At 65.8% G+C, this 13,307-nt stretch carries 9 protein-coding genes; 1 reads left to right on the forward strand and 8 read right to left on the reverse strand.

Annotated features, from left to right (window positions below; translation table 11 throughout):
- Nucleotides 1-958, reverse strand: a 958-nt coding sequence (locus A3AS_RS0109130) for a DUF1522 domain-containing protein (protein WP_018317292.1), incomplete at its 3' end; no start/stop codon positions are given.
- 321 nt (nucleotides 959-1,279) lie between these two features.
- Between A3AS_RS0109130 and flbT the strand changes: the two genes are divergently transcribed.
- Nucleotides 1,280-1,717: a flagellar biosynthesis repressor FlbT gene (gene flbT, locus A3AS_RS0109135; protein WP_018317293.1), complete on the forward strand. Its 438-nt coding sequence runs from the start codon at nucleotides 1,280-1,282 to the stop codon at nucleotides 1,715-1,717.
- A gap of 79 nt (nucleotides 1,718-1,796) precedes the next feature.
- Here flbT and A3AS_RS0109140 read toward each other — a convergent pair whose 3' ends face one another.
- The 7 genes from A3AS_RS0109140 to A3AS_RS0109170 form a co-directional block, all read right to left on the reverse strand.
- A complete protein-coding gene (locus A3AS_RS0109140) occupies nucleotides 1,797-3,296 on the reverse strand; it encodes an aspartate aminotransferase family protein (protein WP_018317294.1) in 1,500 nt (499 codons plus the stop codon).
- Nucleotides 3,293-4,546 carry a hypothetical protein gene (locus A3AS_RS0109145; protein ID WP_018317295.1) on the reverse strand — a complete coding sequence of 418 codons (1,254 nt, stop codon included), beginning with the start codon at nucleotides 4,544-4,546 and terminating at the stop codon, nucleotides 3,293-3,295. Before A3AS_RS0109145 ends, A3AS_RS0109140 begins: the two co-directional genes overlap by 4 nt.
- Nucleotide 4,547: 1 nt before the next feature.
- Nucleotides 4,548-6,197, reverse strand: coding sequence for a hypothetical protein (locus tag A3AS_RS0109150; protein WP_018317296.1), 1,650 nt, complete (start codon nucleotides 6,195-6,197; stop codon nucleotides 4,548-4,550).
- Complete coding sequence (locus tag A3AS_RS0109155) at nucleotides 6,187-6,963, reverse strand: hypothetical protein (RefSeq protein WP_018317297.1); 777 nt, start codon at nucleotides 6,961-6,963, stop codon at nucleotides 6,187-6,189. The genes A3AS_RS0109150 and A3AS_RS0109155 overlap by 11 nt, the downstream gene beginning before the upstream one ends.
- A gap of 71 nt (nucleotides 6,964-7,034) precedes the next feature.
- On the reverse strand, nucleotides 7,035-8,918 hold the full coding sequence (locus A3AS_RS0109160) for a flagellar protein (protein WP_018317298.1): 1,884 nt from the start codon (nucleotides 8,916-8,918) through the stop codon (nucleotides 7,035-7,037).
- Nucleotides 8,919-8,939: 21 nt separating this feature from the next.
- Entirely contained in the window at nucleotides 8,940-10,823 is a 1,884-nt protein-coding gene (gene flgK, locus A3AS_RS0109165; protein ID WP_018317299.1) for a flagellar hook-associated protein FlgK, read from the reverse strand.
- A gap of 34 nt (nucleotides 10,824-10,857) precedes the next feature.
- Entirely contained in the window at nucleotides 10,858-13,113 is a 2,256-nt protein-coding gene (locus A3AS_RS0109170) for a flagellar hook-basal body complex protein (protein ID WP_018317300.1), read from the reverse strand.
- Nucleotides 13,114-13,307: the final 194 nt, after the last annotated feature.

Raw genomic sequence — 13,307 nt, forward strand, 5'->3', positions numbered from 1 at the left:
GGTCGGCCTTGCCGGTGACGGTCAGATCCGCACCTGTCGAACTCCTCAGCGAGACGGCGCCGCCAGCAACGGTCGAGGCGGTCTGGCCGACGCTCGTGGCGATCGTCGCAGCACCGGAACTGATCGCAACTGTCTTGACGCCGCTGGCGAGATCGATTGCGGTGAACAGATCGTCGACGGTCGCAAGCGTTGCCGGCGTGCCGGTGCTACCGAGATAGACGGTGGTGTTGCCGCTGCCGTCGGTGACGAGATGGCCGCTGACGCCAGAACCGGAGGGAACGCCNGTTGACGCCGGCGCGAGGCCGGCACGGAAGGTGATGGTCTTGCCGTTCACGGTCAGGGTGTCGCCGTCGGCGGGCTGGGCGTTGCCGGCCAGGCCGCTGGCGCTCGTGCCGTTGGTGGCGATCAGGGTGATGGTGCCTTCCAGGGTCGTGGTACCGCCGGCGCCGGTCGTTGCGCCAGTGCTCGCGAAGACGCCGATGCTGGCGCCGAGCGTCGTGGTGCCGGTCGCCGCCGTCGTGCCGCCCGCCGCGCCGCTATAGAGCACGTTGCTGGATGCGGTCGCGCTGGCGAAGCTGGTCGTGCCGCGCAGGTCGGCCGCCGTCGCACCGGAGATCGTGGCGGAGACGTTGGACTTGGTGGAATAACCGACGGTGGTCTGCAGCGCCTGGTTGGCGATCGACTTGGCGCTGTCGATCAGCTTCTGCAGCGAGGTGATGCCGGTGTTGGCAGCCTGCAGCACCTGCACGCCGTTGGCGATGCCGTCGAGCAGATTGTTGATGTCGCTGGCGCGGTTGTCGAGCGACTGTGCGGTGAAGAAGTTGGTGGGATTGTCCAGGGCCGAATTGACGCTCTTGCCGGTCGACAGACGGTTCTGCGTGGTGGCGAGAAGATCAGCGGTGGACTGGAGGGAGAGGAGGTTCTGGCGAACCGACGCGGAGAGGACGATGCCTGACATAACTCTGTTACCTTTCTGGTAAACGACGCAACTGTTACTCGTCTGCTCGGATCGAGAGTGACCCAGCGACCGCCGGACCGTGGCGCCGAGACCTCTAACGAAACATGAAATGAAACCCGCGCCTTTGCCGGGTCTCGCGTGATTCGGCCTGGGACGCCGCGCAGATCGTCGCGCAGCCGGCATGGATACAACCTTGAAAATATTGCGGTTTCTCGCGTGAACGGCGGGAATTTACAGGTCGTTAACTAATTCCGAGCGAGAATCACGTCTTCATAGGCCGCAACGAGCGCTCGGTTACGAAAGCGTTGATGGAGAACAGGCATGGCTCTCAAAGTCGAGCTCAGACCGCACGAACGCATCATCGTCGGTAACTGCGTGATTACCAACACGGACCAGCGCGCCCGCCTCCTGATCGACGGCGACAACGTGCCGATCCTGCGCGAGCGCGACATCCTCACGCCCGAGACCGCGGATTCGCCGGCGAAGCTCGTCTATCTGGCGGTCCAGCTCATGTACATCTCGCCGGATCCGCAGAGCCAGCACGGCACCTATTTCAACCTGGTGCGGGATATCGTCACCGCGGTGCCGAGCGCCTGGCCGATCATCGAAGGCATCAACAACAACATCCTGAACGGCGACCTCTACCGGGCGCTGAAGGATGCCCGCAAGCTGATCGCCTATGAAGAGAAGCTGCGGAGCCAATTCGAGGCCACCCATCCCTCGACGGAAGCGGCCAAGGACGTGAGCTCCGCCGCCTGACCATCGACGTTCACCTCCGCAAACGACAACGGCCCCGGATCATCTCCGGGGCCGTTGTCGTTTCAGCCATGCACCAGTGCTATTGCGCTGCGAGCGGCGGTGCCTCGACCTCGATCATTCCGTCGCCGCACCGCCGGCCGCCGAACTCCAGCACGGCTCCGACCAGCGCATCGATGTCCGCCTCCTCGGTGCGGTGATTGACGATCGCGGCGCGGATCGCAAATCTGCCGCCCAGCGTCGTGCTCGAGGGCGCTGCGACCCCGGACTCCTGGATGTCGGCGACAATCTCGCGATTGACCGCATCATCGGCACGATAGCGGAAGCAGACGATGTTGAGGTTGACCGGCGCCAGCAATTCCAGCCGCGGTTCGGCCATTACGCGGGCCTCGAGATATTTCGCCAGCGCGCAGCTTCTCGTGATCGTCGCACCCAGCCGATCGGTGCCGAATGTCTTCAGCGTGAACCACGTCTTCAGCGCACGGAAACCGCGCGACAGATCGGGGCCGAGATCGCATGGCCAGACCGCGCCCGCCGCAAGCCCCCTCGCCTCGCGGCGCAGATAGGCCGCGGGCTGCGCGAAGGCCTGTCGATGCTGCTCGCCATCGCGCACCAGCAGGAAGCCGGCATCGTAGGGTACCTGTCCCCATTTGTGGAAGTCGAGCGCAATGGAATCTGCGAGCTCGATGCCGCCGAGCAGCGGCGCGAGCTCGGGCGAGAAGATCGCGAGCGCGCCGAAGGCACCGTCGACGTGAAACCAGATTCCCTCCTCGCGGCACAGCTCCGCGATCGCCTTGAGGTCGTCGATCGCACCAATGTCCACCGTGCCGGCAGACGCGACGACCAGGAACGGCTTGAAGCCGACCTCGCGATCGACAGTGATTTGCGCACGCAGAGCGGCTACGTCGATGCGATGATCGGCATCGACGCCGACCTTGCGCAACGCATCGGTGCCGAGCCCGGCGATGTCCATCGCCCTTGAGACGCAGCCATGCGCGGCCTGCGACGTATAGGCCGTCAGCACCGCACCGTCATTGCCGATGCCGTATTGCCGCGCCAGCGTGCCGAGCGCAGCGTTACGCGCCACCAGCACCGCCATCAGATTGGCCATCGACGTCCCCGTGACGAAGATGCCGCTCGCACTGTCCGGAAACGCGAACAGGCGGCGCATCCAGTCGACGATCTGGCGTTCGACCTCGATCGGCATGTGGTCGCGTCCGCCGAGATTGGCGTTGAGGCCGGCGGCGAGCATGTCCGCGACCATGCCGACCGCGGTGCCCCCGCCATGCACCCAGCCCATGAAGCCTGGATGGACGTTGCCGGTGGCATACGGCGCGACGTGCTCGGCGAATTCGCTATAGACCTCGGCAAGGTCGCTCGCCTCTCGTGGCACATCGGCCCTGAAGGCCGCGCGGGTCGCATCGGGAATCGGCTGCCAGACGGGGCGCGCCCGAACGTTGGCGATGCCGTCGATCGCATCGTCGAGCATGCGATGGGCGAGCGCGCGAAATTCGCTCCAGTCCTGCGGATCGAGCGAGGCGTGCGCGACGGAGGTTTGCGCGCTGCGGATGATCTCGTTCATGCTGCACTCCCCTCGCCTGCTCTTGCATGCCGCGACAGCATCGCCGAGAACGCCGCAAAGATCTTGCGCATCTGCGGCGGCTTGTAAGGAAACACGACCGGCGAATCCATGTTGTGCACGACGGCGGTGTTGTCGGCCTCGAACACCAGCAGCTCGCCGTCCTGGTTCTCGGCGCAATCGACGATGAAATAATCGAGGCCGACGCGCCTGCTCATCTCGCCGAGCGCGTGTTCGTGGCGCGCGGCGAAGGCGTGGTCGAAGTCGCGCATGAAGATCGCTTCTTCTGCCCGCTTCTCCTCGCTGAACGCCATGTAGGCGTTGAGATACCAGATGTCCCAGCGGTCGGCGATCGCCATGTGGCAGGCGTAGGGCTTGCCGTCGACCATCGCGAGACGATATTTGCGGTAGAGCCCGTCGGGGTTCACATAGTCGACGAAACGCGCGACGAAGAAATCCTGCTCATCACGCTCGGCAAGATAGGCTGCGAGCGCGGCCGCATCGTCGAGCCTCGCGAGTCCGACGCCGGCATGCGAGCCGCGCGGCCGCGCGATCATCGGAAAGCGCAATTCAGCCGCGATGTCCCGGCACGTGATCTGCCCTCGCGAAAGATCTGACAATTGCGCGCGCGTCGCGTGGATCGTCGCGGGAATATCGAGACCCGGCACGCCGGCCAGCAGCCGATGCAGCTTGTCGCGATCGAGGTTGCCGATGCGATCGGGACGATTGAGCAGCGGCCGCGGCCAGTGCGGCGCGACCTGTTCGATCAAGGCGAGCGCCTCGCGGCATTCCTCGGAATCGGAGGCGACCACGATGGCAACGTCGTGCTCGGGCAAATTCTCAGGCAGACCGACGCCCTTGACAACGTAGAGCGTCAACAGCTCGATGTCGGAGCCTTCGAGCAGAAAATCGATCGGCGTGTTGCCGCCCATGTCGATGTCGGCTGCTAGCGCGAGCACGCGCAGGCCCGGCTTCGGAGCAGCGCTCGGCGTGCGAAACAATTGGTGGAAGCTCAGCACCTCCGACTGGATCGCAAGTCCGCGATCCTTGTCGCCGAGAAGCTGGGTGATCAACGACAGATCCAGCCCTTCGCCCGCCAGTGCGGTCCCCGCCGCGATCCGCGCCAGCAGCTGGTCGCGCAACGGATGCAGGTCGACACCTTCGAAGGCCTGGCGCGTCAGCTGCGCAAAGCCGATGCGATCGGCGTAGTTCGCCGCGGTCATGCGAAGCGGTGCGGAAACCGGATGCTGCATCTCACACCTCGAACGCGGAGTTTACCGGCGCGGCCGCGACCGCGCCACGGTCAAGCAGCAGCTCGATCTTTACCAGGACATGGGCGATGCGATCGAGAATTTGCTGCACGTTGCGTTGCGCCTGCGCCGTGTCGGGCGACCAGGCTTCGGTCACGAGCCGTGCGCCGACACAGAGGCGCAGCACCGCCTGCGGCGCCTCGTCCTGCCGCTCCAGCCGGACCGGCTGGCCGATCAGGCAGCGCTGCACGGCGACCTGCCGGTCCGCCGCACTGCCGCCGATCGCCTCGTTCATGTCGCGCGCCAATGCCCGATGAACGGCGGCGGTCTCGGCGATCGAGACCGGCTTGCCGTCGCGCAGCAGGATGAACGGAAAGATCGTGGTTTGTGCAAATTCCTCATCATCCGCGCCGGCAGTCCCGATCGCGGATGGAACGGGGCGAAGCGACGGCGACAGCGCGATCATGCTGTCGATGCCGGCGGCGAGCTCAGCGAGCATCTCGGCGCGGAAAGCCCCTGATACGGCGTAGTAGCGGCCGATCTCGGCCAGCGCCGCTTCCCAGCGCAGCCATTGACCGAAATTCGGACGGCGCTCGAAGCGCGAACGCAGCGCCGTCCAGGCCACCGGCCAATCGCAACGGCCGGCATAGTCGAAGATACCAGGCGCGATCCCCTCGACCCGGTCGAGCGACCGCGAAAGGCCCTTCGGCACCAGCACCGCGCCGCTGAAGGCAGGTCCACCGAAGAATTTCGAGCCCGTCATCAGCACCATATAGCCGCGGTCGAGATAGGAGCGCAGCCGGCGGCGGCCGAGCCGGGCCTGGCAGGCATCGACGACGATCTGGACCTTGCGCGGCCAGCGCCGCGCGATCTCGTCGAGACAGGCCGCGCTCGGTGCGCGCCAGCCGAGCTTGGATGCATCCATGATCTGGAGCAGCACGGGCGCGCCTTGCGCGATCGTGGCCTCGACCGCACGCAGCACCGCGGCATCCGTGTCCGCGCGCATCGCAATCCCGGGCGCAGTCGCGAGCAGCGGCAATGCGAGACCGGCGCCGGCGAGCCCGGCAACCGCACCGTCCTTGCGAACCGCAAGGCCGCTCGCCGTCATGGAGCTGAAATGGTGCCCGCGGGCGGTATGGATCGTCCCGCTTCCGGTCTGGTCGGCGCCGACCACGATCGTCACCGGCGGCGCCCCGAGCACCGCGCGCGCCAGGAACAGGGCGTGGAGCTGGGAGTCGGTGCCGGAGGGCGAGAACACGACGTCGACGCGCGGCGAGAGCTGGAGATGGCCGCGCAGCTCGTCCCGCATGTCCTCGCAGCGCGCATCGAAGGCGATCTCGACCTCGTCGAACAGGCACTTGCGCATCAGCTCTTCGCGCGCCAGCGCGGCACGGTCGTAAGCCACTTGCGAGATCGTCGATGCGGTCGAGGAGGCGAAATTCCAGATCTCCGGCTCCGGCGAAGCCGCGCAGCCATAGCCGTTGACGCGATCCCTGGCGTCGAGCGCCAGCCGCGGATCGCCGCCGGAGACCAGCAGCGTGTCCAGTGGCGTGAAGAGATCGCGCAGGCGATAACGCGAGCCGCCGTCGGGGGCGCGCTCCTGACCTGACAGACGGGATGCGCCGGCGCTCATCCCGGAAGGCTCACGCCGCATCGGCCGCAGCCGCCGGCGCGAATTGCGAGGCAATATCGCCGTGGAACACCGACGGCCCGACGTGATCGAGCGAGCTCTGGATGTCGGCCCAGATCTCGCCGCCGATATCGGTCCAGCGCTTGCAGAAGGCGAAGTCCTCGGACAGATACGTGCCGGTCGCCGGATCGATCATGCATTCGAACAGCGCAAACCGGTTCTGGCTCGCCGCCAGCGTGTCGTGCGAATGCTCACGGAAGAACTGCAACGCCGCATAGTCGGGATGGCGGCACATCGCCTCCAGCGCCTGGCGCCGGATCATCAGGAAGCCGGTGCCGGCATAGCGCACCCGGGTGAAACCGTTGACCACGACGATGCGGTCTGGATCCTCGATCTCGAGCACGTAGTCGAGCGAGGCGGCCGGCACGTCGGTGCGGCCCGACTGGATCGCCCGCGCGGCCTTGTCCCAATTGACCCGCTTGATCGGATAGCAGCCGGCGACGACATCCGCGCCGCATTCGATCAGCCGAAACACCTGCTCCGGCTTGAAGCCGATATCGGCGTCGATGAACAGGAAATGCGTCGCCCTGGGATCGTCCAGGAACATCGCGACCAGATTGGCCCGCGCGCGGGTGATCAGCGCATCGCCGTCGCGCAGCAGCACCTTGAGCTCGAGATTGGACATGCCGTGCACGGCCCGCTGCAGCGCGAAGATCGAGCTCGCATAGATGCTCGACACCTGCCCGCCGAAGCACGGCGTAGCCACCACCAGTTGCATCCTGTCCGACATCGGCAGCTCCGCCCCGCTCCAATCCTCACCAAGAGGTAAAGAGGCATGGTTAACGGCGCCTTAACGCATCCTTACAGGAACTTGACGAGCGAGAGCTGCGCCAGGTTCGAGGTCACCTGATAGGACGCCTGGAGCGCGTTCTGCAGCGCCAGCAGCTGGCTCGCGACCTCGTCCGGCGAGGCCGATTCCGCCTGGTCGATGATGGTCTGGAGCTGCGCCTTGGCCTGGGTCTGGCGCGTGCTCGCGTCCTTCATCGTGTTCTGGGCCATCGCGATGTCGGTCTGGATGTCCTCGATGCGCTGCTGGCCGGGCTGCTGGGTCAGCGCCTGGGTCGTGCGCAGGCTCAGCGCAGCGACCTGCCCGCCCGAATACTGCCCGGTCGGCGAGGTCGAGAAGGTCCCGAACACCGCGATCGCCTGCAACTGCCGGCGGATCGCGTCCTCGTTCGCCTGGGCGCCGTACTGCACCGTGACGGAATCGTCAACGCGCGCCATCGCGGTCGAGCGCGCCGAGCCGGGCCCGTCATTGCCAAGATACCATTCCACGGTGGTGGCCGAGCCGTTGACCAGCGTCGTCGCCGAGCTCGCGGGCGAGGATCCGACCCGCAGCGGCGGCTGGGTGGCGGTCACCGGCGTCGCGCTGAAACCGAGCGAGCCCAGCGCGCCGGTATTCGAGCTCGTGATGTTCAGGCTCGCCGCATCGTCGGTGTTGATCGTGATCGAACCGCCATGGACCGTCGAGGGCTTCGACGTCCCCGTGATCTGGTCGATCTTGCCGAGCAGATTCTGGATGCTGTCGGTGAGGTTGAGCTGGTTGCCGGTCGCGCCCGAACTGACGAAGGTCAGCGTGGTGCCGTTGACGGTGATGGTGTCGCCGGCGACGAAGCCCGGCGAGATCGAATCCGAGGGGCTCGCCCCGGACAGCGCGGTCGCGCCGGTCACGGGCGCCGGCGGCGCCGCCTGGTTGCTGACGGGCGTGCCGATCGCCGAGCTTGCGGTGTTGAAGAAATTGTCGCCGGCGACGATCGCGGATGCCGCCACCAGCGAGGTGTTGGCGAGCTTCGTGATCGCGGTGTTCAGCGCGGCGTTGAGGTTGTTCGCGGTGTTGGTCGGGTTGACGGGGGTGCTGGCGTCGATCGCGAAGCTGCCGAGCGGCGTTGGCGTCGCCGTCGACGCGGTCAGATCGATCTGCTCGGTCGAGCCGTCCGGCAGCGTGAACTGCACGCTCAGCTTGTCGCCATTGTTCGGGTTGACGCCGTTGAGATCGACCGCGAACGACACCGGCGAGCCACTCGGGCCGGTGATGGTCGCGCCCGTCAGGGTCGAGGATACCGCCTTGAGCTTCAGCCCGAACGGCGATCCGGCGGCGTCTTCCGACACCTGGATCGAGCTCGGCGTCGGCTGCGTCTGCACCAGGCGGCCCATGCCGTTGGCGCCGAGGTCGGCGGCCTGGCGCTCCGCCATCACGGTCTTGAACCCCGCCTGCGTGGTGGTGCCGTTGATGATGTCGCCGGCATTCGCAACCGACGGCGCGCTGATGGCGGTTCCGGAGAACAGATAGCGGTTGCCCGTCTGCGTGTTGAGCACGCCGACCATCGAGCCGAACTGGGCGGCGGCGGTGTTCTGCGCAATGGTCTGGCCGTTGACGTTGAGATCCTGCGCGGTGTTGGCAGCGCCCGTCTGCACCGTGCTGCGGATCTTGGTCAGCGACTGCAGCGCCGTGTTGGCGAGGTTGATGCTGACATTGACGTTGGTGATCGTGTCGGTATAGGCGGCGATGTTGGAGAGCTGCGCGCGCCCGGCGATCGCAAAGCCCTCGTTGGTGCCCATCCCGGAATAGTTCTGCGACAGCTTGCCGGTCGAGAGCTGCGTCGACAGGTCGGTGAGCTGCTGATTAATGTTGCGGATCTGCGAGCCGAGAATCGACGAAGAGTAGTTGATGCTGCTGATCGACATGTTTCAGAGCCCTGTTACTTGTTACACTTGAGCCTGGAGCAACGTATTCATCATGCTCTGCACCACCGACATGACGTGGGCGTTGGCGGCATAGGCATTCTGGAGCTGGATCAGGTTCGACATCTCCGAGTCCAGATTGACCTTGGAGGTCGAGTCGAACTTGGCCTGCAGCGTCGAGACCACGACACTCTGGCCCTGCTGCAGCTGGGTGGCCTGGGTCGCGGAATTGGCCTGGACGCTCAGGAACTGCTGCAGATAATTCGAAACGCTGCCGGTGAAGGGCTGGCTCGCCGAGCCGAGACCGCTCGCTGGCGAATAGGAGAACACCGCCGAGGTGAGCTGCGAGTAGAGATAGTCCGAACGCGCGGTGTCACCCGAAGGCGTCACCGGCGAGGTGTTGTACACCGACATCCGGGTCGGGTCGGAGACCAGCTGCGTGTTCACGGCGATGCGTCCGGCAAGGCCGGTCATCTGCGAGCCCGAGGCGGTGATCGCGCCGGTGTAGAGCGCCTGTCCGCCGTCGGTGAACAGCGGCAGTTGCGGATTGCCCGAGGTCAGCGACGAGATCGTCTTGGTGATCGAGGATGAATTGACCTTGGCGAGGCCGCTGTTGTCGTCCGTGATCCGCAGCGTCGTGGCGGTCGCCGGCGACGGCGCGGCCGAGAACGTCAAATGCGAGGTGGAAAGCGCCGTGTTGAGTGCCGAAGCGATCGCGCCCATGCCGCCGGAGAAGTTCACGCCGATCTGCATCGGGTTGGCGTTGGCCGCGTTCTGCAGCGGCAGCGCCGCCGGGTCGGTGACGTTGACAAGGGTGACCTGGCGCTTCGTGTTGGTCGCCGTGTCGGTGTAGGTGAAGGTGGCGGTGTTGCCCGGCAGCGCACCGGCAAGGTCGATGTCGAAGCCGGCCGGCGGGCCCGACACCGTGGTGCCTGCGGTGGTCTTGTCCGACAGCGCGCTCGACATCGTGGCGGCGAGCTGGTCGATCTGGTTCTGCGCCTGCACCAGCGTCTCGTCGCGCAGCTTCAGATCGGCCGCGATCTGGCCCGAGGAGACCACGTTGTTGGCGACGACGTCGACCTTCGAGCCGTTCGGCAGCACGATGTTGAGCGCGCCGACGCCGGACTTGGCCGGATCGATGTTGTAGAGCGAGGTCGCCGACAGCGCGCCGGCGGAAGCAAAGGTGAATTGCGAGGCGAGCCCGGCGCCGACGAGCTGGATGCCCGTCGTGGTGTAGATGTTGGCCTGGTTCGAACCGTCGGTGGTGACGCGCACGTCGACATATTTCGACAGCGTGTTGATGGCCTGGTCGCGCTGGTCCATCAGCGTCGCGGCCGAGGGGTCGTTGGCCGACAGGCCCTGCAGCTTGGTGTTGATGTCGGCGATCTGCTGCATTGCGACGTTGGCCGCTTGCGCCGAATTGCCGAGATCCTGCTCGACGTTGGAGCGCAGCGACTGGATGCCCTTGGTGGTGACGTTGAGCTGCGTGGCCAGCGCCTGCGCCGCGCCGAGCGCAACGGTTTGCGCCGATGAGGCGCCCGAGCTGGTCGACAGCGCTTGCAGCGCCGTGGTGAACTTGTTCAGCGCGGTTTCGAGCGTGCCGCTGTTGCCGGGCGTGCCATAGACATTCTGAAGCTGCTTCAGGATGTTGGCCATCTGATTGGCGTAGCCGCTGCCGCCGGTCTCGGTGCGCAGCTGATTCAGCACATAGGTGTCGAGCTCCCGGCTGACGCCGGTGGTCATCGCCGTCGAGCCGAAATCGCCGGTGGTGACCTCGATCTGGTTCGGGGTCTGGACGACGTAACCCGGCGTCTGCGCATTGGCGACGTTCGAGGAGACGATCGAGAGCGCGGCCTGGTTGGCACGCAGACCGCTCATCGCACTGGCGAGGGCTGAACTCAAACCCATGTTACTTGCCGCCTTTGGTTACGTTACGCGCCGATCAGCGCAACACGTTCAAGAGGTCCTGCACCATCGAATTCGCGGTCGTGATCACCTTGGTGTTGGCCGAATAGGCCTGCTGGGTCACGATCAGCTTGGTGAATTCGTCGGCGATGTCGGTGTTGGATCCCTCCAGCGAGGAGCCGCTGATGGTGCCTGAAGCGCCGTCGATCGCATCACCCGACTGCTCGGTCGCGGCATAGGCGCCGCCGTCCATCGCCTTCAGATAATTGGTGCCGTTGAAGTGCGACAGCTGAACCTGAGCGAGGTTGAGGTTCTGGCCGTTGGAGAAGGTGCCGACCACGATGCCGTTGTTGTTGACGGCAACCGAGCGAAGCTGACCGGCGGCATAGCCGTTCTGCGTGATGGTGTTGATGGTCACCGCGCCGCTGGTGCTGGCATATTGCGTCAGTCCGCCCGAGGAGATGTTGAAGGCGACCGAGCCGAGCGACTGACCGCTGACGCTGACGTTGTTGATGGTGATGCCCGAGCCGCTCGGCGAGGTCAGCGAGCCGTCGCTGGCAAAGGTGAAAGTCTGGCCGGTATTGACCCAGCCGACGGTCGTGCCGGTCGCGTTCGGATCGGTCTGGTAGAACAGGTTCCAGCTATCCGAATGACCCGCACCCAGCGAGGCGCTGTCGGTCTTGGCCCAACGCAATTGCAGGTTCACCGGCGTGCCGGCGGCGTTGTAGGCGGTCACCGCGCCGCCGCTGATCGATTCCTTGGTGAAGGTCGCGATGTCGTTGCCGATCACGCCACCGGTGCCGGCGGTGCCGCCGCCGTCGCGATTCTTGGTGATGGTCGAGGTGAAGCCGAGCGCCGAGAAGGCAGCGCTGTTGGAGCTGGACACCGAGAGGTTGGAGACGGTGCCGGTGTTCAGCGTGATGACGCCGCCGCTGCTGACCGTCGATCCCGAGGCGCCGGAGAGCGCGTCGATCTTGCCGAGCAGAGTCGTGACGTTGTCGGTGGTGAGGATCTGAGAGGCGCTGGGAACCGTAGGCGGCGAGACGAAGGTCAGTGTCTGGCCGTTGACGGTGATGGTATCGCCGGCGGCGAAGCCGGACGAGAGCACCTGGGCGCCACCGGCGGTCGCGCTGCCGCTCAGCACCGTTGCCCCCGAGATCGCGGGCGAGGACAGTACGTTGCCGCCGCGGGTCACGCTGCTGATGCCGAGGGCGGTGGCGGCGGTGCCGCTGCCGACCGCCACATCGGTGCCGGTGCCGGTGGAGATCACGATGTTGCCGCTCGCGGAGAGCGAGGCCGTGACGCCGGCGCCGCCCGCGGTCTGGATTCCGTTCAGGATGTCCGCGACCGTCGCCGTCGTGCCCGCGCCGAGACCGATGGTGGTGTTGTTGCCGACGGTCGAGACCGTCGTGCCGCCGTTGAACGTGATGGTGTTGCCATTGATCGTCAGCGTCTGGCCGCTCAAGGCGGTGAGGATGCTGGAGGCGAGATGCGTGCCGACCGTGTTGTCGAGCGATGTGGTGGTCGAGGCCACCGCCGCCGAATTGTTCTGGAGTGCGACCGTGCCCGTGCCCGTCGTCGACGAATAGGCCGAACGGATGTTGCCGGTTGCAGCCGCGCCGGACACCATTGCGTTGGCGTAGGGCGCGGGAGGTGTGCCGACCGGCAGCGGGTTGGCGGCGAAATCGGACGGGTTCAGGCCGCCCGCCGCCAGCAGCGTGCCGCTCGACGCGGTCGTTTTCGCCACCGTGTTCGGCTGGGTCGGCAGGTTCGCAGCGTACTGGATCGAGGTGGTCGCCTGCGCCGGAATGAAGTTGTTCTGGAATTGCAGCACGTTGGCCACGCTGCCGGTCGGGTTACCGGTCTTCGGATCGACCGTGACGCCCATCAGGTAATAACCGGCGCCGTTGACCAGATTGCCGTTGGCATTGAGCTGGAAGTCGCCGCGCCGCGTGTAGTACGTGACCCCGGTGAAGACAGGCACGTTGTCGACGACGCCGCTCGCCTTCTGGATCGAGAAGAAGCCGTCGCCGGTGATCGCCATGTTGGTGGCGACGGTGGAGCCCGAGATCGTGCCCTGCGTGGTGATGGTGGCCTTGGCGTTGGCCGTCACGCCGCCCGCGACCTGCTTGCTCGGGACCGAGGAGTCGGGGATGAGATCGACGAAGCTGGTGCCGATGCCCTTGTAACCGGTGGTGGATGAGTTCGCGATGTTGCCGGAGATGTTCTGCAGCGCGTAGGACTGCGCCTGCAGGCCACCCACCGAGGTGTTCATTGCATCGAAGATACCCATAACTTTGTCTCCAAATCCGATCTCGGCGGCGGGTCGACATGGCCGCAGTCGGAGGAGACAGTCGCAAGGGCTATGCCAATGCGGGTATTCTCAGGAAATCAATGATTTAATGAAAAAGCCCCGGCCTGACGACCGGGGCACATTTGCCGGGACCGGCAACAATTGCCGGGACACATCGTCGTTCCGGGGGGGAT

It is taken from the genome of Bradyrhizobium sp. WSM2793 (assembly GCF_000379585.1).
Classification (GTDB): Bacteria; Pseudomonadota; Alphaproteobacteria; order Rhizobiales; family Xanthobacteraceae; genus Bradyrhizobium.